General features: G+C 23.2%; 19 protein-coding genes. 9 read left to right on the plus strand and 10 right to left on the minus strand.

Annotated elements, in window-relative coordinates; translation table 4 throughout:
• Positions 1–18: 18 nt before the first annotated feature.
• The 6 genes from T388_RS0100870 to T388_RS0100900 all read right to left on the minus strand — a co-directional run bounded on the left by T388_RS0100870 (position 19) and on the right by T388_RS0100900 (position 8,096).
• Entirely contained in the window at positions 19–681 is a 663-nt protein-coding gene (locus tag T388_RS0100870; protein WP_036456764.1) for a GntR family transcriptional regulator, read from the minus strand.
• A gap of 254 nt (positions 682–935) precedes the next feature.
• Positions 936–1,718, minus strand: coding sequence for a Nif3-like dinuclear metal center hexameric protein (locus T388_RS0100880; RefSeq protein WP_027120463.1), 783 nt, complete (start codon positions 1,716–1,718; stop codon positions 936–938).
• A 1-nt stretch (position 1,719) separates the two neighbouring features.
• Positions 1,720–3,099, minus strand: coding sequence for an RNA polymerase sigma factor (locus T388_RS0100885; protein ID WP_027120464.1), 1,380 nt, complete (start codon positions 3,097–3,099; stop codon positions 1,720–1,722).
• On the minus strand, positions 3,092–4,975 hold the full coding sequence (dnaG, locus tag T388_RS0100890; protein ID WP_027120465.1) for a DNA primase: 1,884 nt from the start codon (positions 4,973–4,975) through the stop codon (positions 3,092–3,094). Before dnaG ends, T388_RS0100885 begins: the two co-directional genes overlap by 8 nt.
• Before the next feature lie 27 nt (positions 4,976–5,002).
• A complete protein-coding gene (locus T388_RS0100895) occupies positions 5,003–6,364 on the minus strand; it encodes a glycine--tRNA ligase (RefSeq protein ID WP_027120466.1) in 1,362 nt (453 codons plus the stop codon).
• Positions 6,365–6,497: 133 nt separating this feature from the next.
• The gene (locus T388_RS0100900) at positions 6,498–8,096 is read right to left on the minus strand and encodes an MAG3090 family protein (protein WP_027120467.1); all 1,599 of its coding nucleotides are present in this window, start codon (positions 8,094–8,096) and stop codon (positions 6,498–6,500) included.
• 242 nt (positions 8,097–8,338) lie between these two features.
• Between T388_RS0100900 and T388_RS0100905 the strand changes: the two genes are divergently transcribed.
• The 9 genes from T388_RS0100905 (at position 8,339) to T388_RS03930 (ending at position 21,510) form a co-directional block, all read left to right on the plus strand.
• Positions 8,339–8,674 carry a hypothetical protein gene (locus T388_RS0100905; protein ID WP_169733522.1) on the plus strand — a complete coding sequence of 112 codons (336 nt, stop codon included), beginning with the start codon at positions 8,339–8,341 and terminating at the stop codon, positions 8,672–8,674.
• Positions 8,674–9,915, plus strand: a complete 1,242-nt coding sequence (locus T388_RS0100910) for a glucose-6-phosphate isomerase (protein WP_027120469.1) — start codon at positions 8,674–8,676, stop codon at positions 9,913–9,915. The genes T388_RS0100905 and T388_RS0100910 overlap by 1 nt, the downstream gene beginning before the upstream one ends.
• Before the next feature lie 10 nt (positions 9,916–9,925).
• Complete coding sequence (locus T388_RS0100915; RefSeq protein WP_027120470.1) at positions 9,926–11,215, plus strand: glucose-6-phosphate isomerase; 1,290 nt, start codon at positions 9,926–9,928, stop codon at positions 11,213–11,215.
• Positions 11,216–11,284: 69 nt separating this feature from the next.
• Complete coding sequence (mutM, locus tag T388_RS0100920) at positions 11,285–12,133, plus strand: bifunctional DNA-formamidopyrimidine glycosylase/DNA-(apurinic or apyrimidinic site) lyase (RefSeq protein WP_027120471.1); 849 nt, start codon at positions 11,285–11,287, stop codon at positions 12,131–12,133.
• Complete coding sequence (locus T388_RS0100925; protein ID WP_027120472.1) at positions 12,117–12,413, plus strand: Smr/MutS family protein; 297 nt, start codon at positions 12,117–12,119, stop codon at positions 12,411–12,413. Before mutM ends, T388_RS0100925 begins: the two co-directional genes overlap by 17 nt.
• 131 nt (positions 12,414–12,544) lie before the next feature.
• Positions 12,545–16,600: an AAA domain-containing protein gene (locus T388_RS0100930; protein ID WP_027120473.1), complete on the plus strand. Its 4,056-nt coding sequence runs from the start codon at positions 12,545–12,547 to the stop codon at positions 16,598–16,600.
• Positions 16,594–18,645 carry a hypothetical protein gene (locus T388_RS0100935; RefSeq protein WP_027120474.1) on the plus strand — a complete coding sequence of 684 codons (2,052 nt, stop codon included), beginning with the start codon at positions 16,594–16,596 and terminating at the stop codon, positions 18,643–18,645. The genes T388_RS0100930 and T388_RS0100935 overlap by 7 nt, the downstream gene beginning before the upstream one ends.
• Entirely contained in the window at positions 18,635–19,600 is a 966-nt protein-coding gene (locus tag T388_RS0100940; protein ID WP_027120475.1) for a hypothetical protein, read from the plus strand. Before T388_RS0100935 ends, T388_RS0100940 begins: the two co-directional genes overlap by 11 nt.
• A complete protein-coding gene (locus T388_RS03930; RefSeq protein ID WP_051586174.1) occupies positions 19,600–21,510 on the plus strand; it encodes an ATPase, T2SS/T4P/T4SS family in 1,911 nt (636 codons plus the stop codon). Before T388_RS0100940 ends, T388_RS03930 begins: the two co-directional genes overlap by 1 nt.
• Positions 21,511–21,561: 51 nt before the next feature.
• Here the strand turns inward: T388_RS03930 and T388_RS03635 are convergent, their stop codons facing one another.
• The 4 genes from T388_RS03635 to T388_RS0100965 form a co-directional block, all read right to left on the minus strand.
• The gene (locus T388_RS03635) at positions 21,562–23,964 is read right to left on the minus strand and encodes a DEAD/DEAH box helicase family protein (RefSeq protein WP_051586175.1); all 2,403 of its coding nucleotides are present in this window, start codon (positions 23,962–23,964) and stop codon (positions 21,562–21,564) included.
• A gap of 1 nt (position 23,965) precedes the next feature.
• The gene (locus T388_RS0100955) at positions 23,966–25,129 is read right to left on the minus strand and encodes a DNA methyltransferase (RefSeq protein WP_245598347.1); all 1,164 of its coding nucleotides are present in this window, start codon (positions 25,127–25,129) and stop codon (positions 23,966–23,968) included.
• 64 nt (positions 25,130–25,193) lie between these two features.
• Positions 25,194–25,547: a hypothetical protein gene (locus tag T388_RS03935; RefSeq protein ID WP_027120477.1), complete on the minus strand. Its 354-nt coding sequence runs from the start codon at positions 25,545–25,547 to the stop codon at positions 25,194–25,196.
• Between the two features lie 63 nt (positions 25,548–25,610).
• The coding region (locus T388_RS0100965) for a DNA methyltransferase (protein WP_027120478.1) at positions 25,611–26,944 on the minus strand (1,334 nt) is incomplete at its 5' end.

Raw genomic sequence — 26,944 nt, forward strand, 5'->3', positions numbered from 1 at the left:
GATTGAAAAAAGATTATATTATCTCAATGAAAATTCTTGGTGAAAGAATTTAAAATAATCAGGATGTATATAATATTTACCTGCAATATTAATGCTATCATTATCATAACCAAACATTGTAATAACAACTATTTTTTGATAACCAAACATATTGTCAACGTCTTCATATTCCAATGAATATACCAAATTATTCAAATTCTTGTTTTTAATTAATTTATTTAGAATAGACTTAGATAAATCTATTTTTTTATCAAAATTAATACTTTTTGTTGAAACATAAATTTCAGATTTAGCAATTATTTCATCATTACGATAATAATTTTTGTTGAATTTTCTAAAGTCTTTAACAAGACTTAAATGTTTTTGTTGAATTCAATTTGGCAATTCCTTGACTTTTTTATCTTCAATACCTTCTTGTTTTGTACAATTTAATAAAAAACTAAGAGGTTTTATAAGATTATGAAAATTTTCAGCAGCAAAATGACCTTTTTTTGCAATTGAATAAGTTATTCCAAACGCTTCAAGTTTTTGATAAGCTGCTACAACAATACTTCTAGAGCAATCAAAACGCATCATAAGACGATGTTCCGATGGCATGATTCCATTAGTTTTTACTTTTCCGGTTTTGATTAGGTTTAATAAGTATTCCATAATCATTTGAATTTTGTTTTTTGTTCCCATAAGTTGGTTTAATTATATATAAATAATTTTTATATTTTTAAACATTTCAATATTTTAAAATTATTTTCTTATCCAATTGTTTATAAACAACTTTTGATTTTTTTATATACATAATACTGAAAATTACAATTGAAAAATCTTGCTTTAAAAATCATTTGGTATTATTTAAGTTAATAAGAAATAATGTCATTTAAATATAAAAAATCACAATAGTTCATTTTAACAAATTTGAACTACTGTGATTTTGTATTACATTATTTAGTTATATTTATATAGAGTTCGTCAATTTTAACTATTTCAATATTAGTTAAATGAAATTTAGTTTTTAATTGTTTATATATATCATATGTGAAAACTTCTTCATCTAGGTGTGGTATTTCAATTATTTTTGCATTAGTTTCTTTGTAAACAATTCAATCACTTCATTTAATATCGCTTGTAATAAATAAGTCAATGCCTTCACTGTTTAATTTGTTTATTTCTGCAACATAACCTGAACCAGATAAAAAGGCTATTTTATTATAAATTGTATTCATATTATTTGTATCAATATTTGTTCTAAATGATTTATAACCAAAAGTACTGTTTATTAGATTAATAATATTATTTGGTGTTGTAGAGTATTGTATTAAACAAGGGTATTGTTTTTCATATTTTATTTTAAATTTATCTAAATTTAAAAAATTAACTATTTGGTGACTAGTTCCATTTATGTCATTGTCATAATTAGTATGACAAGCAATTACATTTATTCTTTTTGCTTTTAATATTTGTAATATTTTTTCTTTATATGGAGCTTTAATTTGTTCATCTTCTCATGTTTCTTCAAATTTAAAAGGGTGATGTGTAATAATTAAATTAGCATTTATTTGAAGAGCTTTATTAATTACTTCGCTAGTTAAATCTAAGGCAACAACAACACCTCTAAGTTTCTCAGACAAATTAAATTTTACAGAAAATCCACTAGGATCTCAAATTTCTTTATTATCCAATGGATATTTTTCTAATAAATATTTAGTTATTTTTCTAATTTGCATTCTATCTAAAATAATCTTTAAGAAATTTATTTTTTCTTGTATTGCTTTTAATTTTTCTTAATATTTTATTTTCAATTTGTCTAATTCTTTCTTTAGAAACACCTCTCTCTTCTGCTAATTCTTCTAATGAGTGCACTCTAAATCTAAGTCCGTTTTCATCATGACCAACACCATAACGTTTACAAATTAAATTATATTCTTCAGTTTCCAAGGTTTCTTCTAATATTTTGTTTAATGATTCTTGTAATTCTTCTTTGGCGGCATAATCAACGGGGTTTACAACGCTTTCATCTTTAACAAAATCACTAAATGATGAATCATTTTCTTTTCCTATTTGTTTATCCAAACTCACGGGATCAATATTAATTTTTCTAATATATCTAACTTTTTCTGCTGTATAGCCATTACCATATTTTTCTGCAATTTGTTCATCTGTAGGTTCGGTATCTAATTCTTGTTGTAATTCACGTTCTATTTTGGTTATTTTATTGATAGTTTCAACCATATGAACTGGAACACGAATTGTTCTAGCTTGATCAGCAACAGCACGAGTGATAGCTTGACGTATTCATCATGTTGCATATGTTGAAAATTTAAATCCTTTGCTTACATTATATTTTTGAACAGCTTTTACTATTCCAGAGTTACCTTCACTAATTAAATCAATAAAACTCAAACCTCTATTTTTATATTTTTTAGCATTGTTTATAACAAGACGTAAATTTCTTTTAATTAGTTTATCTCTTGCTCTTTTTCCTCTAAAGCCACCCTTTTCCATTTCAGTGGCTAATTTTTTTTCTTCTTCATGTGTTAGCAGTTTTCCGTATTTACCTATTCAACGCATATATCATTTAACAATGTCGTTGGTCTCAGTAAGTTTATTAGTTAAATCTTGTTTTTTTACTTTATTTTTATCATCACTTAATATAACTTCTTCATGATCATAAAATTCTAAATCTAAATCTTCATCGTCTTCATTTTTTGATCTTTTATGTGAATCTTCATCATCTTCATAATCATCAATATTGTATTCATCACCGTCATCATCAATATCTACATCAATAATATCATCATTGATAATTTCGTCTTCTGAGTCTAAAAGTTCTTTTTCATCATCGTTTTTTTCTAAGTGATCAGGTAATTCGTTTTCAAGATCATCAATTGAAACATCATCCAAGTCTCCATCATCATTTTCATCTTCAATAATTCCTTGATTAAATAATTCTGATAGAACTTCGTCCATTAAATCATCTGGAATTTCAATTTTAACTTGATCTAAATATTCATATATTTCACTTTGAGTTATTTTATTTTTTTTGAGCGATTTAGCATATTTTTTAATCATTGAAATCGCAGTTTTTATGTCGTGTTTTTTATTCATTATCTCACCTTTTTTTTATCTTTCTGATCTTTTCACTAAAGTCTTTAAAAATCTTTTTATCTTTAGCTAATGTATTTACCATTGTTTTTGATGATTCGCAAAACTTTTTATCAGCTTCTCTTTGACAAAGTTTATACAATTCCTCGAAATTTTGTTTTTTAATCTCCTCTGTTTTCATATTTAAAGAGAAATCTCGAACAATTATATCATATTGATCATTTTGTAATTTGTGTTTTAATTTTATCAATTCGTCTTTATTATTATTTATTATTTTGTTATATTTCTCATCTTTTTCGATAAAATCATCATAATTTATCAAGTCTAAATTTTTCTTTTTTTCTTTTTCTATAAATAAAGGTATTAAATCTGGATAAGTTAATAAAATATAAAAAAGTCTATCTACTCAATCTATTTTTTCAATATCATTCTTTTTTGGATTAGCTATTTTTAATTTTGCAGTTTTGTTTGTTTCTTGAAAAATTAAATTTTCATAATTTTCAACTAGTTCTGGATAATTAGGATTATAAAATAATTCTTCGTTTTCAAATGGAACATAATTTTCATCTGGTAAATATATTTCTTGTGAATTATATTGTCCAATTTCTGTCACTTTTTGTTTTACTTCAATATCAAATTTAAATTCACTTTTAATTTTGCTTTTATAATAATTTTGAATATCTAATTTCTTATATTGTAAATATTCTACAAATTCTTTACAAAAATTGACGATTGAATCTATTTTATTGTTGTTAAAGGCAATTAAGTTATAGTATTTAGACAAATATTCATAAATAAAATCCAAAGCGTTTGTAGCGTTTTTTATTAGATTTTTTAAATATTCTTCGCCATATTTAGTTAGTATTTCATCCGGATCTTGACGAGTACTATTTTGAACAATTTTGACATCTATTCCATGACTAATTAAAAACTTGGCTGATTTTAATGTTGCACTAATACCCGCATCATCACCATCTAAAAACAATGTTATTTTTTTATTTTTTAACAACGAAAAATGCTTAGGTGTTAATGCAGTACCCATTAAACTAACAACATTTTTTATTCCTATTTTGTAAAGCGCAATAACATCAAATTGTCCTTCGCAAATAATTATTTCCTTATCATTTTCTTGTGATGCATTAAAATAGTTATATAAAATATTTGATTTTTTAAATAAATTACTTTCACTACTATTAAGATATTTAGGTTTTTCATCATTAATTATTGTCCTAGCACTAAAGGCAACAATTTTGTTTTCACTATTTCGGATTGCGAAAGTTATACGTTTGTTAAATATTTGATTTTTATTGTTAGCATTTATTAAACTTGCTTTTACTAATAAATCTGGACTATTTTTAAGTTCTTTTTCAAAAACAGACTCAAAATTCTCGCCTGATGCAAAACCTATATCAAATTTTTGAATTATTTCGGGGTTTAAATTTCTTTCATTATAAAAATTTTTAATAATGTTGTTTTTATTTTTATTAAATTCTAATTTAAAATATGAATTAGCTTTTTCTAAAATATCAAAAATTTTGACATCTTCTTCAGAATATCTTGCTGATTGATATTCAATATAATTATCAATATCTAATTCAATATTTAATTTATCAGCCAATAATTTTAATGCTTCATAAAAAGAGATTTTTTTATATTTTTGAATAAACGTTACAACATTACCTCCTGCATTGCAAGCAAAACATTTGAAAATTTGTTTTCTAGGCTCAATATTCATTGAAGGGTTTGTATCTTGATGAAATGGGCATACTGAAACATAACTTTGACCTTTTTTTGTCAAAGTTAAAAATGAGCCAACAATATCAACTATGTCTGTGTTAGATATTATTTTGTCAATTTGTTCCTGTGATATTTTTTTCATCTTGTTTATTCCTTATATTTATAGTGTTTATAAACTTTCTATAAGTTTATCAATTGGAATTCTTTTTTGTTCCATTGTATCTCTATCACGTATTGTGATGCAATTATCATTTAATGTGTCGTAATCAACTGTAACACAAATTGGAGTTCCTATAGAATCTTGTCTTCTATATCTTTTACCAATTGAACCAGTTTCATCATATGTTGCCATAATATTATTATCAATTAGTTTTTGATATATTTCGTTTGCTTTATCACTTAATTTTTTTACTAAAGGTAGTACAGCAACTTTATATGGTGCTAATTCTTTTGTAAAATGAAATACAATTCTAGATTCATTTTCAGAGATTTTTTCTTCATCATATGCGTCAATTAATAAAGAAAACATAAGTCTATCTAAACCCATTGATGGTTCAATAACAAATGGCACAAATTTTGTATTTGTTTGAGGATCTAAATATTCTAAATTTTCACCAGTAGCATTCATATGTGCTGTTAAATCATAATTTGTACGATTTGCAATACCTAATAATTCTCCTCAACCAAATGGAAATAAATATTCAATATCACTAGTGGCACTAGAATAATGTGCTAATTCTTTAACATCGTGTTTTCTTAAACGAATGTTTTCTTCTTTTAATCCAAGTTTTTTAACAAAATTTATTGACTTATTAATGTAGTAATTATGTATTTTGTCCGCTTCTTTTGGATCACAAAAAACTTCTAGTTCCATTTGTTCAAATTCTCTTGTTCTAAATATAAAATTCCCTGGAGTTACTTCATTTCTAAAACTTTTACCTACTTGTCCAATACCCATTGGTAATTTTGAACGAGTGCTTCTTTGTACATTTTTAAAATTAACCATAATTCCTTGTGTGGTTTCAGGTCTTAGGTATATTTTGCTTTTACTATCTTCTGTAACACCTTGTTTAGTTTCAAACATAAGATTAAATTTTTTAATTTCTGTTCATTCTGTTTTAACATTTTCATATTCTTTAAGATTTTTATCTAAATATTCTTTCATTTCAGCAAAACTCATAGTTTCTGGAATAATATTAGAATCTATTTCTTGTATCAGTTTGTCAGCTCTATATCTTTTTCCATTTGTTTTATTTTCAATTAATGGATCATTAAAGTTAGAAACATGTCCACTGGTTATTCAAATTTGTGGATTCATTAAAATCTTTGAATCTAATAAAAAGTTGCTTTTTTCTCTTTGTATAAATTCTTTTTTTCATTCACTTTCAATATTGTCTTTAAAAATTGTTCCAAGCGGTCCGTAGTCTCAAGTGTTTGCTAAACCACCATAAATTTCGCTTCCTTGAAAAACAAAACCCGCTGCTTTTAAATGATTAATTATAGTTGTTACATTTTTTTCTAAATTTTTCATAAATTTCCTTAATTTTATATTTTTAATAAATAATAAAAAAACAAAGCCTATTTAATTGATATACATCTATTTATCACTTTGTTTTTATAGATATAAAAAAGCCTATTTTTTATTAAAATAGGTATTTTTATTATTATGCTACTGGAAAGAAAACTCCAGCACCTACTAATTGTATAATTGCTAAAACATTAACAACTATTAATCCAAGTAAAATTAAAATTAAAATAAATACTAATCATCCATATTTTTTTGGTTTTTCTTGAACTTCAACTGTGGTTGTATGTTCTTCAACAACTAAAACAGGTTCAGTTGTTTTTTCTTTTTTAACAATCAAACTACCAACTTCATCTTCTTTTTGAGGAGCTACATGGCGAACATATACAATTTCTTCTTTAATTGTATATTCATTTTGTTCTGGTTCTTTAATAGCCACAATTTGAGTTGGTGATTCTTCAACATAAACAACTTCTTTAGCTTCAACTTTTTCTTCTTTAACAGGTTCTTCAATAATTTGTTCTTCTTTTTCTTGAATAACTTCTTCAACAACTGCTTCTGCTGGTTCTTCTTTAACTTCATTAACAATATTGTGTTCTTGTGTAGATTCAATTGTTATTGATTTTGAAAAATCATCTCCACTAATAACTGTTACAGCATATTTAGTTTTAGTTGCTAAATAAGGAATGACATAAGTGTAATATTTTTTAGCAATAAAACCAACATGCATTAATTTAACTAAGACAAATGATGTTTCATAACTAACAGGAACATTCATTTTATCTTCTTCGTTATAGTAATATGCCATTGTTGAAGCTTCATCATTTAATTCTGTATTAACTATAAATTTATTTAGTAATTGATTGTATATTAATTCTAATTCTTCATGCATTTTAGCAACAATGTGTGAATTTTCAAAAGTTTCATCGTTTTCAATTTTCTTTAATTCTTTATCAAACAAATCATAATTTTCTTTAATTCTATTATATTCAGCTTGACTTATTTTTTGTTCTTCTGCGCCTTCTGCTGCCTTCTTAACTTTATCAATGTATAAAGCAAGAGCACCAATTTTATCATCATGATTTAATTCTTTAAATTCTTTATATTCTACACCTTCTAATGGTCTATTATTTTGTCTTAATAAATCCATTCTTCTTGACATTTCTTCAAAGTTTGAATCTTTTTTAGCTAATTCTTCTTTAAGAGCTTGTAATTCTTTATCCGCTTCAGCATTATTTTGATCTAATTGTTTTAATAATAAATCAATTTGTTCTTGAAATTGGGCTTTAATAGCTTCAACATCAACAAGATCTTTTTTAGTTGTTTTTTTAGAAATTTCTAACTCAGGTGGGAAATATGTTTCAGGGTCATGTAATAAAACAAAATCAATTCTATTAACTCTTTTTTGAGCCATTGCTTTATCGTTTTTCTTAAATGTTACAGGATTTACATCAATTTCTCTACATACACCTTCGTATGTTGCTCCACCATCAAAAATAGAAGTCTTAACATAATAGTAATAATCATTTTCTTCTGCATCAATGGTTAATTGGCCATCAAAGATTCTTTTATCATTTTGGAATCAAATAGCTGTTTCGTAATTTAATGTCATGTATCATTCTAAAGCTTCTTGTCTAGTTTGAAATTTTGCTAAACCTTTTTTAACTTTAGGGTGTTTTAATAATCATGGATATTTAGGGTCTTTTTTTGCCTCATATGTGCAATTCAGTCTTTTCATAATTACCTCTTTCAATATTTATTTGATATTATTAGGAACTTGTATTCTTATTAATATATTAAGTATTATATTATTAAATTTAAATTTTAGGCTAAAGTTTATAATTTTTTTACTTTTTTACTTATTTATGGTTAAATTAGTGTTTTGATAAAAGACAATATTCTTTTTAACTATTTTTTGCAAATCTTTATTGATATTAAAATTAACTATATAATTAAAATATGAATAAAAAAGGAAATATTTTGTTTGGAAAAATTGTAAAAGTAAATCATAATGGTTTAACTGTTTTAACTTCAAATAGTTACGTTTTTTTTATTCCTAAAAAAAATATAACCGACTGAAGTAAAAAAAATTTAATGCATGAATTTAGACCAAACGAGAAAATTAATTTTATTATTGAAGATGTTGATCATAAATGTAAAAAAGGCGTTGGGAATTTTAAAATTAATCATGCTATTTATCAAAGATCTCTTTTTGAAAGCAAATTATTAAACACCAAACATGGTTTTAATAATCTTAAAAAAGCTGTTGAATTAGATATAAAAATATCAAAAATTATAAATGAGGATAACAAATAATGTTTAGAATGAAATTAAAGGGTTTTAATTATTATCCTGATTTTAAAAATGAAAGTCTTGTAAATCAAGGTAAAAAAATAATTAATGGAATTAAACATAAGAGTTTAGATGGATATGAAAATTTCGGTTTTCATGAACTGGCATTAAATTTTGGTGATAGTAATTTAAAAGAATTACATGATTTTGCTAAAATTTTGGTTAACAATAATATTCGAGATTTAATTATTTTGACTAATACTATAAATATTAATAATTTTAAAACTGGATTTCAATTTTTATTTAAATATGATTTATTACAAAAAAATAAAATTAAGTTTCATTTTATTAATGAAGATTTAGAAACGCTTAATTGATTTACAACATATAATAATTTAAAGCATTTAATATCTAAAAAAACTACCGGTGTCTTTATTTGTAAATTCAGTAAATTTAATGATTTATTTTTTAATTTCGCAAAAGTAATAGTTAATAATTTTCAACAAAACATCGGCTATTACCGGGCGTTAGAAAAAATTTTTTTAATTGGCAAAGAAACATTAGAACAACAATTTGAATTTTTAGAAATATCTTCTAAAAATAGGTTAGTAATACCGAATATTTTAAATAATAATTACTCTTTTTTTAGTGAAATCAATTTATTGTTGTTATTGTTACAAGGTGCCGATTTAGATGAATTATTAGAAGGTTATTCTTCTGCGTCTGATAATTTCACAGGTTTAGATTTAGAAAAAAATTTAGCATTTCAATATGGCTATATAAGATATATACAAAAAAAATATCGTAATACTAATTTATTGATAGGAAACAATAAGATTTTAAAAAATTGTCTTGCTCTATTAAGTAGTTTTAACAATAATTTGTTTATAAAAAATGATATATTTACAAGTGAAATTATTTTTAATAATGAAATTTATACATATGGACAATATTTATTAGATAACAATAAAAATATTTACGTGACATATTTTGAAATAGATGCTGAAAAAAATGATTTTAGAATAAGTGATGAAATTAATTTTGACGATGGATTAATAAAATTAAAAGAAAGTGCTATTAGTTATTATGCAAAAAGTGTTAATGATGGTGTTGTAGCCACATTAACTAATATTGCTAATATACCTTTAACTAGAATAACTATTGAAAATAACTCAGAATTTTCATTAGGTTATTTAATTAATTTTTTGTACTGATCATTGATTTACGAGTGTTATCTAGATAAGATTAATCCGTTTGTTATTTAAGGAGAAAAAAATGAAATTATTAAATTTAAATTTAAATGATGTAGTTAGTGAAAAAGAATTATTAAGTTATGAACAAAAAGTATTAAAAATTCATAATGCATTAAAAAATAAAACTGTTTTAGAAAGTAATTGATTAGGCTGAATGACATTACCAAATAATATTGATAGTAATGAAATTCAAAAAATGCATCAAATAGTAAATAAGTGAGAAATGCAAAAAGTTGAAATAGTAGTTGTTATTGGAATTGGTGGCTCATATTTAGGTGCAAAAAGTGGATATGAATTTATTTATGGCGAATATAGTCAAAAAAGACCAAAAATGGAATTACTATTTGCTGGAAATTCAATAAGTGCTGAAAGTTTAATTGCTCAATTACAATATGTTGAAAATAAAAAATTTGCTATAAATGTTATTTCAAAAAGTGGTACTACTTTGGAACCTTCAATTGCTTTTAGAGAATTTAGAAAGCTATTAGAAACTAAAGTTGGTTCAACTCATGCTAAGGATTTAATTGTGGCTACAACTGATTCATCAAAAGGTGTTTTATATGATTTAGCAATTAAAAAAGGTTATGAAAAATTAGTGATTCCTAATGATGTAGGAGGACGTTTTAGCGTTTTAAGTCCCGTTGGTTTATTTCCTTTTTTATGCGCTGGATTAGATATTAATAATTTATTAAAAGGGGCTCAACAAGCAAATAAAGATGCAGACGAAATCAATATTTTAAAAAATGATGCTTTCAAATATGCAATCGCTCGTCATATTTTAGCTAAAAAATATAAAGTAGAAATGATGATTAGTTATGAACCTAAAATGCAATATTTTTCTGAATGATGAAAACAATTATACGGAGAAAGTGAAGGTAAAGATAATAAAGGATTGTTCCCCACAAGTGGAATTTTTTCAACAGATTTGCATTCTTTAGGACAAATGATTCAAGAAGGTTCGAAAATTTTATTCGAGACTATTTTAATTCTTGATAAGCCAAAAAACGATATTGTTTTTGAAATAGAAAAAGAAAATGATGATAAATTAAATTATTTAGATGGTAAAACATTACATGAAGTAAATTGAACGGCTTTTAAAGGAACATTAGAAGCTCATAAAAATACTGGTGGAGTACCTAATATTACTATGACATTTAATTCTTTTGATGAACTAACATTAGGTTATTTATTTCAATTTTTTGAACGTTCACTAGCAATTAGTGCTTATTTGCTTGGCGTTAATCCATTTAATCAACCTGGTGTTGAAGTGTATAAAAGCAATATGTTTAAAATGCTTAAAGATGATAAATAATATTAAATAATTGCATTAATCGCATTTTTTTATATTTATATTAGTTATTAATAATATAATAGTTAAGATATGCCAGAGATGCCAGAAGTAATTACAGTAGTAAAAGATTTAAAACCCAAAGTTATTAATAAAAAAATAAAAAAAATAATAATTATTAAACCTAAACTAATTAAGGAAACTACTGAAAAAGAATTTAATAATTTTTTAATAGATGAAACTATTAAAAATATTTTCAATTTAGGAAAACATATTATTTTCCAGCTCTCAAATGATAAATATTTGTTGAGTCATTTAAGAATGACGGGTAAATATTTTACTCATAAATATCTTCGTAAGCCAACTATGCATGATTGTTTGGTATTTGAATTTGAAGATAATACTGCTTTATATTATAATGATAGTCGTCAATTTGGTACTTTTTATATAAAAAATAAACAAGATTTGTATACTACAAAACCTTTAGATAAACTAGGTAAAATACCTGGTGAAATAGACATTGATGAATTTTATAAAAAAATTAAAAATAGAAGAATTGTAATTAAAACATTATTGCTAGATCAAAGTCTAGTTTTAGGTATTGGTAATATATATGCTAATGAGGCATTATTTGCAGCAAAGATTCATCCTAATACGCCTACAAATCAGTTATCAAAGGAAGAAATATCATTAGCATTAAAACATGCGCAAAGTATTATGGATCACTCAACTAAATTAGGTGGTTCTAGCATTGATTCATATACTTCAGTAGACGGTGTTAAAGGTGGTTTCCAAAAATTATTAAAGGTTCATTTAAGAAATAATAAACCTTGTTTAGTATGTTCAACTCCAATTAATAAAATTTGAATAAATGGAAGAGGAACATATTATTGTCCTAATTGTCAAAAATTAAAAGAGGTAACAAATGCCAAGAAAATTTAAAAGACCAAAAACAAAATCTTATAATCTAGATAATTATTTTAATAATTATGAATCATATATTAATCAAAACATGAAAATAATTGATTTACATGGTTTAACTGTAAGTGAAGCTATATCGCAATTAGAATTGGCTTTGTTTGATTTCGATAAAAAGGAAATCGGTTTAATTGTTGGTCATGGAACAGGCACTATCAAAACAGCGATTGAAGATGAATTAATTAAAAAACAATTATGTTATTCTTTTGATTCTAATCGAAATATGTTTATTATAAAAAAATAACGCAAAACACTATAGATTGCGTTATTTTTACTTTTAAAAATCTTGACTAGTCATATATATATATATATATATTATATTTTTTTATAATTAATTAGCAAAAATGCTAATTAAAGATAGAAAGGATTTAAGTAGTGCCTAAAAATAATACAAGTTATAAACTGTTTTTAAATGTTTTAGTATTAAATAATAATTTTTACATGTTAAACAATTGAAATGATGAATCAAAAAATAAAAAAGAACAAGATTTAATTTTGGGATATGGAAAACGTAAAAATGATATTAAATATTCTGAATTATTTGGTATTAATTTGAAGAGGGGTTTAAAAAACTGAAACAAAACTGAAAAAAGTAATGAAGACTTATTTATTGAATTATTAAAATCATTTAATTTATTAAAAGATAAAGATAAAAAATTACAAATTAGCTATCAATGTTTCATTTTATCTAAGAAATTTTTTAAAAATAATTCATCAGATATCGACAATTGTGTAATAGTTGCAAAAAATGATAATGTTTCTGATGATTGGAAATGACGAACTAACTCTGTTTCATTGTTTTTTAGTATTAATGAATCAAAAAGAAAAAAAGAGTTTCGAATTAATAGAATTGAATTTAACAACGTTTATTATTTTGAAAATGAATCTAACGTATTTTTTAATTTAAAAGAAGTTACTTTTGTAGAAGAAAATGATAAATCTGATGAATTAAGAGTTAATAATGACAATTTTTTAAATAAATTGAATAATATGACAAGAGTTATTGATTATAAAAATTCTAATAGAGAAAATGATGTAATTGATTTTCATTTTTATAATGATTTATTTTATTTTTTATGTCAAATTTTTAATAACGATAAAACATTAGAAGATAAAATAATTAATTATTCATTAAATGATTTTCAAGAATCTGAATCTAATTTAATAAATAAATTTGATTATTTTTTATGAATAACAACTAATTCAACAATAAAAAACGGTATGCAAAAAAACGAATTCAATTTAAGCCCATCTGATAGTAGTGGTGAAAATTGAAAAATAAAATTAGATATAAAAGAAAAAATAAATGATTTTAAGTTTGATTCTTCACCCGTTTTTAAAGAAGAATTTAAAGTTCAAAATGAATGCAATAGTAGCATTAAAGACTGCAATGAAAAAATTAAAACATTAGAGAAGAAAAATGAAGAAATTAGTGTTTCAATTAAAACTAATGAAGATCGAAAAGAAAAATTAAAAGATCAATTTAATAATGATAAAGAATTAATCCGTTTTAATAATAATATTGAATATATTAATAATCATAATCATCTTATTAATTCTAATATATTCGATGATTTTAAACGAATTTTTGAGAATGTTGATGATTTGCAGTGTTATATAGAGGACTACAATAAGGATTACAATTTATTTAAAGAACAAAATAAAAAAGACGCTGAAGAATTAGAAAATATTGAGAAAACATTGGATAAAACAACAGCAAAAGAAGAATTGAAAATTAGAGAATCAGAGTTATTAAAAAAAGAACAAGAAATAAAAAATAATATAGAAAAATTTAAAGTTAAGTACGAGTTGATTATTGAAAATTTTTTAAAACAATGCGAAAAAGCAAAGAATGATAAAGAAGATCTTATACGTTTTGAAATAGAAAAACTTTCTAATACAATAAATGATTTGAATAACACTATTAAAAAAAACGATGAAGAAATTTTAGATTTAGAAAACAAAATAACAGAAAAAAATAAAAGTTTAAGATACATAAATAGAATCAAAAACAATAAATTGAAATTGTTTCGAGATAAAAACGTTTATAAAGTAAAAATAAGCCATTCTAATAATTATAAAAAAGCAAGTTTGAAAAATAATGAAGAAGATATGCGTATTAAAAGCGGGGATTATATAAAATTAAAAGCTTTGATCAGTTCAAGAGATTTTTTAAATATAAATTTGTATGATATTGGATTTATAAAAAAAGTTTATAGATTTTTTAATTCATTAAATAAAGCGGTATATGGATATTATAGAAACCCTTATTCTATTTATTCATTAATAAAACCTTCTGTTATTCCAGAAGATAGGTTTAAAGAATTTAATCTTGAAAATAATGTTTTAACGAAATATAAATTAAATAAAAAACAAGAAGAATGTGTAAAAAAAGCAATACTAACAAGGGATTTATTTTATTTGCAAGGTCCTCCTGGGACTGGCAAGACGCAATGCATTAGCGCTATAATTGAAACTTCATTGAAAAATAATGAAAATGTATTGATAACAAGTTCAACTCATGAAGCTATAAATAATTGTTTAGATAGAATAGACAACTTTAATCAAGATAATCCTAATTTTGTGTTATTCAAGAATCAAAGTAAATTTGTAACAAGAGAAAATGAATATGATGCCAATTCTTTATACAAAAAATTTATAAAAAAAAGTTTTAATTACATCTTAAACAAAAATACAGAAATAATTAAATTCGATGAACTTGAGAAAATACTTAAATCTTTAATAAAAAAAATAAAAGACAAACCCAAATCTAAAAGAAGAGAATTTGTGTTTAAAAAAATATATAAAGGGTTTAAGAAAATTAAGAATTATATGATTTTTAATATTGTTAAATATAATGAACGCTATAAAAATAAAGAAAATTTTTACGATTATATTTGTGATACTGATAGTGTAATTGATGATCAATGTTCAGAAGCTCAAGATGTCATTGATTTAATTGAAAACGAATATTCTGCATTAAAAGACTGGCTCATAAGCGAGGCTAATAAAAACATTGTTATTCTAACTCCAAATGATGCTTTAGATAGGATTAAGGAACTAAAAAAGAATACAAATGATTTAGATACATCTATATACACTCAGTTTCAAGAATTTTTAGAAAATAATAAAAATGGAATAGAGGTTGAAGATTTGAGTATTAATAATGATTTTTTAAAATTTGTTTCTAATAATTATTTAATAAATTTAATAGGTTCAACTACAACAAGTAGTAATGAAATTTGTTTGGGTGAAACATTGGAAAGTAAGGATATTGGTTTTGATTATCCAATAAATTTAACAATAATTGATGAGGTTTCTAAGTCCTCAACACCAGAGTTATTATCTAGAACTGTTTTATCTAATAAATTTATAATTTGCGGGGATTATAAACAATTACCACCAAATGAAGAAATAGATAATGTTTATCTAGAAAAAATATTTGATTCGTCATCTCTTGAAAAAAATAGATTAGATAAATTCAAAAAAACATTAAGTTCAACAAATGATAAAGAAGGTTTTTGCAATAAAATTAATAGCAAAATGAAACAACCTATTTTTAAAAAACAAATTGAAATAATTAAGAATAGTAACTCAATGAATAATACAGGTTGTAAAATTTATGATTTTTTAAATATTCAGTATAGATTTAATTCAGATATTATGTCACTTGTAAATTTATTTTATGATGAAAAAGAAAAACTAGAAAACGGAAATAAAAATAACAAAAATATAAAAGAATATAAAATTAAAGATTCTTTTCGATTTGAAAATGTTAATTTTATAAATACGTCTAGAATAAGTGAAAAATATTGTTTTGAAAAATTTGGTGATGCAGATTGAAAAGTGTCACAAAATTCAAGTATTAAACTGGAATTTAAAGATGAATGTTTAAAAAATATAAATGGTATAGATTTAAATAACGGTACATTTAATTTATATAATTTGCTTACAATTGAAAATTTATTGTTAAAAGTTTTTAAAAAAGATAATGGTTATTCTGATTTAATTGGAAAAATTGGAATTATAGCTTTAACTAGAAATCAAGCTAAATTACATAGACAAAATATTCAAAAAAATAATGAATTAAAAAAATTGAAAATTAAATGTGACACAATTGATAATTTTCAAGGTAGAGAAAAAGAAATAATAATTATTGATTTAGTTAGAGGTGAAAATAACATTGTTTTAGATAAAGGAATGAAAACAAGCTCAACTAAGCTAAAAACCAGAAATATTAGTTTTTTAGGCGAAGATGAAAGGATGAATGTAGCAGCCTCTAGAGCGAAAAATCAATTATTTTTAGTTGGTTCTTATGATTATTTTCTTAATGATTCATCTTTTGAAAACTCTTTATTAAAAAAATATGTAATTCATTTTAGAGATGGAAGATCAAATTCAAAAATTATAGATGGAGCTGATTTATGATAAAAATTAAAGATAAATTAAACTTTTATTTACCATATTCTAATTTACAACAAAGGATTAAAGTTCGTAAAAATGATATTATTAATGATTTAGATTTTTTATTAGTTGTAAGTATATATAAATTTAGAGATAAACATTTAACTATGAATTTTTTTGATTTGTTAAATAAATTATATTCATGAAATGAAAAATGAAAACCGTTTTTGGCACAAAGATTAAATTGTTTGATTCAAAATAACACATTAGTAATTGAGGATAAATTAAAAAATTCAAATTTGGAATTATTAGATAATTTAGTAGGAGATATAAATTTAAATAAAAGAATAAAATATTGATTTGATAATCAAAAATTTTTTAAATTATCTGAAAATGAAGAAATATTAAATGAAAAATACGAAATAGTTTTATTTTGAGGTTTAAAAAAAGAGGTTAATAGTTTTAGTGAATTAGGTTGAAAATACAAAAAAGATAATAATAATGAATTTCTAAATCAATCAATAGAAATTTTTAACAAAATAAAAAATGATTCCTTATCAGTAGAATGGTGTAAAGAACTTGTAAATGATTATGAATTAAAGTTTCAAAATAATTTTGAAGAACAAAAAAAAGATTCTGCAATTGTGGAAATTTCATCTAAATTTGATGATAATATGTCTTTTATTTCTAAAAATATTGATTTTGAATTAGTTTTAGAAAATGAAAAGCAAAATATTTGAGAGTTAAAAATTTTAAATTCAAAATTGTATGATAAATTACTAGAAATGACTGAAATTTATAATGATTATATTTATAATATGCTTTCTTTTTCATTGTCGGAATTAAATTTTTTAAATAAAAATGACAATGAAGATTTAATCAGTAATAAAAATAATGACTATATTCCTTTTTACGAATATTTCAAAAGTAAAGATGAATTAGAAAAAAATGCAAAAAAGATTTTGGATCATTTAAAGCTCGAAAATAAATCATATTTAGATGATGATTTTTATGAAATAAACAACAACATTTTTATTAAAATCAAGATTTTTAATAAGGAAACTACTTTTATAACAAAAGGTATAACTAAAATTGATTCAAAAGATTTTATTAATGAAAATATAAAGCAAATAATTTTGTCTAATTTTTTCCAAAAATTCAAGGAAAAACAGTTAAAAAATTTTGTTGGAGAATTTAAAAAATTTTTAAAAAGTGAAGAGTTATATAATGAATCCTTTTTTGACATTTGCAAATCAATTTCAAATAAATATATTGACGAAAATGCGTTTTTTAACTCAATTAATGTTGATTCGTTTTTAACTCTACTAAATAAAATAGATAATAATGAATTTTTTAATAACAATATTCAAATTATTCAAAAATTCATAGATGCCAAAAAAATAAAACCGAATAATATTAATGAGTTTTATTGAAAAAATAATTTAAACAAACTTCTAGAAAGTTTTGCATTTAACATTGATATGTTCAATGATAAAAACAAATTTTCTAAAAATTGAAATTATGTTTTTTCTAATTTTCTAAGTAAATATAACGAAATTAATGAAATTGAAAAATCATTATCTTTAATGATCAGTGACAACGATAAAAATAATGACACAACAATATGAAAAAAATTATTGTCTATTAGGGAAAAGTATAGTGATTTTAGTAATAAATCACCTTTGTTTAAAAGTAAAACAATTGAAGATAAAATCGCTTCTTTAAATGAAAAATATCTAGATAATATTAACATAGATAATAAGATATTAAAACGCCAAAATGATGCTAAAGCATTAGAAATAAGACAAAAATTAGAATTATCTTTGAATTCTAATAGAAATATTACTTTAGAACAAGCTATTAATAATTCTAATATTAAAAAAACAGATAAAAATAAATTGCACAAAATAAGACAATTTTTAAATAGTATTGTTCACCTAGTCAAAAATGATTCGAAAGATTATGAATGCTTAGTTGAAAATAAAAAACAACTTATTAAAATTAGTAAACAAATTGATGAATATTCTACATTTATAAATGAACTAATTAGTGAGGTAAAAAATGAGTCATAGTGTAGTTTTAACATTAGGAAAAGAAATTTGCGAAAAAGAAATATTTGATATTTTTGAAGAAAAAAAGACAAATATAAATAAAATAGCATCTGAAATTAATAATAAGAATTTAACAAAAATTTTAAATCATGAATTATCAAAATTAGAAAGTGAATTAATCCATGATTTAAAAGGAGAAATAGTAATTGAAGAAATTAGCAGGAAAGAATTAATAATTGCTAAAGCAAAGGATAAATTGTTAAAAAAAATAAGCAATTTAATTTCTAATATTGATTTATTAAGTCAACTAAATGAAGCAACTGCTGATTCAATTAATTTGTCAAAATGAATACAACAATATGGCTCTATTGTTTCATATGCAATTAATAATATTAGAGAAAACAATGTGGTTTTAAACGATAAAAATTTAGGTAAAGAAATTGATAATTTATTGGAAAAAGAGGCAATATTACAAGAAAAGGAAAAATTTAAATTAAAAATAAGAAAATGATTAGACAGTAATATTAAATCCGAAAAAATAAAATTTTTATTTTTAAAAGAAATGGAAAAAATAAAAATATATCAAGAAATGTCAGATTTTCTACCATATTTAGAAGATAAGAAGCAAAAAATTATTGAAGCCCAAAATGTTATAAAAACTATTTATAGTGAATTAAAAAAACAAAATTATCTTATGAAAATATCTGAGTGTAGAATAAATGATAACGGTCGAGTAGAATTAAAATATTATTTTAAAAATAAAAAAGATGAAGATTTTGAAATATTAATCGATGATTTATTAAGAATTGAATACAAAATAGGAGATTATAAAAGCCATTGTTGTGAAAAAACTTCAAATGAAATTTTTAAAGCTTTAAAACAAAATAATTACTTAATTAGGTCACAACAAATTACTAGAAATATAAATAATTTTAGACCTTTATATAAGGCTAAAAATAAAGTAAGGAGTAAATAATGTCATTTAAAAAATCAATAACAAACGATTTAAAAAACAAAATAAGTAGTAAAAATATAGTATTACTAAAAGGTAATGTATTAGATTTTATTTTCCCAAAATTTATGAACATAAAAGGATTTGAAAAATATGAAAAAAATTACGAATCCATAACCTTAGTTGATTATTTAGCTAGACAATTATTTATTGAACACGATATTAAAAATATAATATATGCTTCACCTTTATATGGTTTAATTAGTGCTGAAAATGGTGAAATAAAATTAGATAATGATAAAAATCAAAATAACAATTTTGCTTCTAATAGTGAATCAATAGCTATTGAAGATGATAATTTTGAAGAACCTTCATTTTCAAAAAATTCATTTAATTTTTCTGAATTTATTCAAAGTATTAAAGAATCATTTGTAAATAGTGTTAATAATAAAAGTAAAAACGAAAGTGCTTATATTTTGGATTTATCAGAATTTATTTTTAATGATAAAAATGTTGATACAAGAATTGAAGATATTGGATTAGCCATAAATTTATTTTCAGATATATTAAATAATTCTGCTACAAACTATATTAATGATAAATTTAAACTAATTATTATTATAAATAATCAAGATATATTAAATAGTGTGAACTTTAACAATAATGTTGAGTTTGTAGAATTAATTATTAAAAAGCCAAATTTAGAGGAAAGAAAGTTGTTTTTCAAAACATTTAGGGTATTGTTTAGTGAATTAGGATTAGAGAATTCAAAAGAGTTAAATAATGCGGTTTCATTAACCGATGGATGTTCTTATAGAATGATTCTTCAAATGTTAAAATTGTATGAGAAAAATAAGAAAGAAATTCATAAATTTAAAGATTTGTATAGATTATTTTTCTTTGAAGAAAAAGACTCTAAATGAGAAAAAATGGAGTTTGAAGAAATGAAGATGTGCAACTCATTTTTTAACGAGAGAGTAAAAGGACAAGAAGAGGCTATTTCAAAACTTGAAAAGTCATTAAAAAGATCTTTTGTAGGTTTACAAGGAATTGCTCAATCATCATCAGAATATGCAAACAAACCAAAAGGTATTTTATTTCTTTCAGGCCCAACAGGTACAGGTAAAACCGAACTTGTAAAGGCTTTAAGTGAATTTATTTTTAAAGATCAAAATAAAATAATTAGATTTGACATGTCTGAATATAATCATGATGAATCAGATCAAAAACTTATTGGTGCTGCTCCTGGTTATGTAGGATATGAAAACGGTGGACAACTTACAAATGCTGTATTAGAAAAACCTTTTAGCATTTTATTATTTGATGAAATTGAAAAAGCAAACGGAAAAATTTTAGATAAGTTTTTACAAATTTTGGAAGATGGTAGATTAACAAGTGCTAAAGGTGAATTGGTTGATTTTAGTGAAACCTTTATAGTATTTACATCGAATATTGGTGCTTCAAATTGTGATTTTAAGAAAGATAAAGAAACAATTAGAAAACATTTTAGAGATTCAGTTGTAAATTATTTCACAAATGAATTGAACAGGCCTGAATTATTAAATAGAATTGGTTTAAAAAATATTGTTCCATTTAATCCTATTTTAAAGAGTGATAAAGAAATTTGTATAAATATTTTAAAAAGTAAATTTGATAGAATTGTTAAAAATATATATGAGAAAAAAAGTTTAAAAATTGAAATTATAAGTAAAGAAAATTTAGATAAGTTCTTTGAATCTATAATTAATAATTATGATGAAAAAATGGGCGGTAGAGGATTGGTTATGACTTTAGAAAAATTTTTTATTGATCCTCTATCAGAATATTTGTTTAATCATTATGAAGAATTATCAAATATTTCAAAAGATGAAACGAAAACAATTTCTTTTGAATATGATTCTCAAAATAAAATACTTAATTTTAAATCTTCATAAAAATATAATAAAAATCACTTAACTATTGCAGTTAGGTGATTTTAAATTTTATTACTCTTTTTCAATAATCTTAAATAACTCATCAATATCTAGTGTATTATTTTGTTCAGAAAGAATAGAATTAAGTTCATTATTTGTGCTAGCACCATAGAAAGACATCTTTTTCTTATCTTTATCATATTTACATACTGATAGAGTTAACTTATTTTGAATTAATTTGTCTGAATCAATATATTTTTTATATCCATTAATTATTTTTTCTGTTTTTTGAGAATTATAATCCTTTACTGATTTAACTTCAATGTGTATTTCATGTTGATTGTATAATAATACAAAATCTGGATATGATTTTTTGATTTCATTTTCTTCGTTGAAATATTTAAAACTTAAACCATGGAAAACCGGATTTCTAGATCACAATTTAAAATTGTTATTAATATTTAATTTGTTGCTTTCAATTTTTTTCATTAATTCTCTAATAAATGAAACCTCTGTTTCAGAATCAAAATAATGATTATTTTTATCTTTTTCAATTGGATTGAAATAAGCATATTTAAATTCTTCTTCATTAATTTCTAATATTTTGTCTTTGTCTTTTCATACATCTTGCGATAGTGGAAGTCTTTTGTTTTTAGTTAAAATATAAAGTTGATTTTTAGATTCTCTTTCAATTTTAGAAATCAATTGAGTTCAACTAGATCTTATTTCATCTAAATGATTTTTAATTATTGTGTAGCAAAATATATAAAATTGTAACGTATTTTGAAAATTAACATTATTTTCAATTTCGTTAGTAAAAATTAAATCATAAACACTTTTTAAAACACCTTTATCCAAATAATTATTATGTTTTGAAAATTCATCTAATATGTAAAGTTCTAATTCTATTGAATTTTCAATTTTGCGTTCAACTATTTCTTTTTCAACATTTTTATTATCCTTAAAGAATCTTGATTCAGCAATTAAATAACCATCATTTTTTAATTTCTTATAATATTCATTAATTTCTTTTTCTAGTTGTTTTTTATTTATTGAAGCTACAATTAAATCAAAAAATTCTTTTTTATTTTTTTGACTAACGGTATTTTTAGTCATATTAATGATTTCACTATTAATTTCACCTTTTGACAATTCTTCATTTTTAAATTCTTCTCTAAGTCTCAAATTCACTCTTTGTCGATCGTTTTCCTTAATATTACTATATACAAAATATTTAAATCTAATAGATGAAGAATCGTTATCATCTTCTGTGAAATTTGGATTAGGATTTCTCTTAATTCTACCTAAAGTTTGAGTATTTAATGTTTGAGATGAAACATCTCTAAGTTGTAATAACATACATGCTCTTGGAATATTTCATCCTGTTGCGGGTCCAATTTTAAAAATAATTACATCTATCTCACTATCCTTACGAGAAATATCCTGTAAACTTCTTTTTCCTCTTTCAAAGTTTGTTTCTCAGTCATTTTCATCAAAATATTTGTAATAAGTTAATCCACTTTCACCAATAATTTTTGTTAATGTTTTAATTTTTTCTTGAAAAATTTGATTTTTTTGATAATTTGTTTTTGAATCATTATCAACTTGAATTAACATCGCTGGATTTATACCAATTAAAGAAGGTTCTTTTTCATTATCGGCATATGCTTTTTTAATTTCTTTGAATTTCTTACATGCAATTTTAATTAATTCTTCATTATCAATTTCATCTATATTTTTGGCAACATTATCTTCTGTATTTCAATTATTGTACTCTCTTTGATTTTTCAATAATTGAATAGAGTCAGATTGTAAATCAAATTCATCAATAACAACTTGGTCATATTTTCCTTTTGGTGTGGCTGTCATTTTTATAATGTAATTTGCATTAGTTTGCAATAAATATTCGTATCTTTGTTCATCTTTTAATAAAGCAATATCATCACCATAATCAAGGAATTTATTTCTTTGTTTTAGTTTTTCTCCTCCATAGTGAGCTTCGTCTCTAATATAAATGATTTGATAATTTTGTTCTTTTAGTTCGTTAATGAAACCTCTAAGTTTTCCTTGATCTGTCAACACTCTATTTTTCCCAAATGATGATGCACCAAAGATATATATTTGATTATTAACAATTTTGATTGTGTAGTCAGTATCACCTTTAATTTTTTTAGTTGAAGGCGATTCTATTCTTTCAACTTCTGGCAAATTAGGTAATCATAAACGATATTCATTCATATTATTTTCCATTTGTTTAGGTAAATCAGATGATGATAAAGTAACAATTATAAATACAGTTTTTTTGTTATTTATTTTATTAATTGTGCTAATTTGCTCAATTACATTCGAAATCATAAATGTTTTTCCACTCCCTGTAGGAGCTTTAAATTCAACTATTTTTTTATCATCAATTTCGTTTTTATAAATATTAACTAATTCGTTAACTGCTTTTCGTTGTGTTTTAGTTAAAAACATTTTAGTCCTTTCCGATAGGTTTTAATGATAATAATTTTGTTAATATTTCTTTACTATCATTATTGAAGTTATTAATTCCAAAGTTATTCATTTCCTCTTTTAAATTTTGTTTTAATTTTTGATTAATTAATGAGTCACCATTTTCATCAATTTCTGTGTCGTAATATTCTGTTTTATAGACATTTAAATTATTTTTAAATGGTTCATTTTTTTCAGTTCATTTGAATGTTTCACCTTTTGTTCCTATTCCTTTATTAATACGATAAAGTCTTTCATAAGTAACATCGTAAGCAATATTATTTTCATTGTTTGTAACAATGGTATAAGTTCTATTTCCACCGTCTTCTCTATTAAGTTCCATTACTGCTTGAGCAGTTGTGCCTGAACCAGCAAAGAAATCTAAAATACGTGCTTCTCTTTTCTTAGTCATAAAAAATAATTTTTTAAGTAATTCAATAGGCTTAGGGTTATTGAAAGCACTTTTTCCGAAAATTTTTTCTATTTCATTATTACCATCTGCAGTTCAAACATTATTAATCACACTATAAGGATTTACTCAAATGTATTTGTCTAAAACAAGATATTTCTTTTCAGCTATGAAATGCATTTTATGTTTGTCTGAGTAAACTAACTCATATTCTTTATTTTTTAGTTTTTCTTCAATTTTTTTAATTTGCTCTTCGTTTTTGTAGATTTCTAGTTCTTCATAAAAACAATTTCTATGAAGTGACTTTTCTAAATGTTTTCCATATTCTTTTCGAATTTTATCCAATTCTAGATAATAAATACCTTTGGAGTCTTTGTTCAAATTTTTCTTATTTACTTCTTTAAGAACTCCGAGTTTATTTTTAATTAATTTTTTGTTTTTTCCATAGCAAATTATGTACTCATGTCCTTCATAGATATATGCAGCTGCCCCTCCACCTGATTTTTTTTGTCAAATAAAGTTTGTAACAAAATTCTCTTCGCCAAAAATTTCATCCATTAAAACTTTCAAATATGCTTGTTCGCTATCATCGATAGAAACAAAAATGACTCCGTCTTCACGTAGAAGTTTTTTAGCCATTAGCAATCTTTCATTCATCATATTTAGTCAACCATTGCGGCTAAATTTGTCTCGATAAATGAATTTATTATTTAAAATTTGTTCTTTGTCATTGGCCACAATGTTTCCGTCACCTTTTGCAGCTTCAGTATTATAAGGAGGATCAATATAAATTATGTCGAACTTAGAATACTCTCTCTCTCTCTCTCTCTGCCTCAATTAAAATTAAATTTTTTAGCGCGTCATAGTTTTCGCCAATAATTAATGTATTTTGATCCTCAACGTTTGCTAGGTTATCATTAAAACTTAATTTTTCATCTTTTTTAAGTAAAACAACTTGCTTTGAATTTACTTCGGGAGCAATATCAAAAACAAATCCTGTTTTTACTCTTCTTAATAGTAGTTGATACACTGATTGTAAATCTTCATCATCAACTTTATTTAATATTTTTTTAGCTAATTCTTTTTGATCTTTGTTAAATTCAACATCTTGAACTAGGTTAAGTTTAGCTAAATATGTCTCTCTTAATTTACTCATTATTTCTCCTTATAGTTTTTGAATATACTAATATTTTATAATATTAGAAAATATTTGGAGATATTAGTTAAGCTTTTCTTGAGGTTTTAATGATAATAATTTTGTTAATATTTCTTTACTATCATTATTGAAATTATTAATTCCAAAGTTATTCATTTCCTCTTTTAAATTTTGTTTTAATTTTTGATTAATTAATGAGTCACTATTTTCATCAATTTCTGTGTCGTAATATTCTGTTTTATAGACATTTAAATTATTTTTAAATGGCTCATTTTTTTCAGTTCATTTGAATGTTTCACCTTTTGTTCCTATTCCTTTATTAATACGATAAAGTCTTTCATAAGTAACATCATAAGCAATATTATTTTCATTATTTGTAACAATGGTATAAGTTCTATTTCCACCATCTTCTCTATTAAGTTCCATTACTGCTTGAGCAGTTGTACCTGAACCAGCAAAAAAATCTAAAATACGTGCATTTTTATTTTTATGTAATTTTAGAATTAAAATGATTAAGTCTATTGGCTTACAAGTATTAAATGGATTTTTATTTACATCAGTTCAATTAATATTCAATTTTTTTAATAATAAATCATTGCCGTTTTTAGTATTTAGTGAAGGCCCTAAAATAAGGGATTTACAAATTCAAGAAAGATCTCTTTTCTTTGTTTTTATAGTTCAATTTCCTTTAGTATTTTGTTCAAAAACAAGGTTTTTTCATTCTTTTAATACTTTATTTCCACTTCATCTTCAAACTCCTTGTAATCCATTCACTACTCTAGGTCATACTGATGTAAAAGTATATTTAGTTTTTTCTAATGTGGGATAAATATCATTATTTTTTTTATTTAGAAATATTTCATAACATAAATAAGGTCTTGTTTTAACATTGAATTTACTATTGGAATTACTTAAATCATTTTGAGTAACGTATTTACCTTTTTCATCTTCGTATACTTTTGAAGTTCTTTCTTTGTAAACGGCAGGCATTGTTTTAGTTACTCATTTGTCATCTAAACCTATAAAGTCAAAATCGGTGTTTTTATAAACAATGACATATTCATGCGTTTTTGCAAAAGATGTGTTAGCTTGTCTTCCTTTTAAGTTTGAAATAAATGGTAGAGAACTTATAAAATTCTCTTCACCAAAAATTTCATCCATTAAAACTTTCAAATATGCTTGTTCGCTATCATCGATAGAAACAAATATGACCCCATCTTTACGTAGAAGTTTTTTAGCCATTACCAATCTTTCATTCATCATATTTAGTCAACCATTGCGACTAAATTTGTCTCGATAAATAAATTTATTATTTGCGATGTTTTCTTTATCGTTTGCTACAGTGTTTCCATCACCTTTTGCAGCTTCAGTATTATAAGGAGGATCAATATAAATTA

Source organism: Mycoplasmopsis lipofaciens ATCC 35015 (assembly GCF_000686585.1).
GTDB classification, from domain to species: Bacteria; Bacillota_I; Bacilli_A; order Mycoplasmatales; family Metamycoplasmataceae; genus Mycoplasmopsis; species Mycoplasmopsis lipofaciens.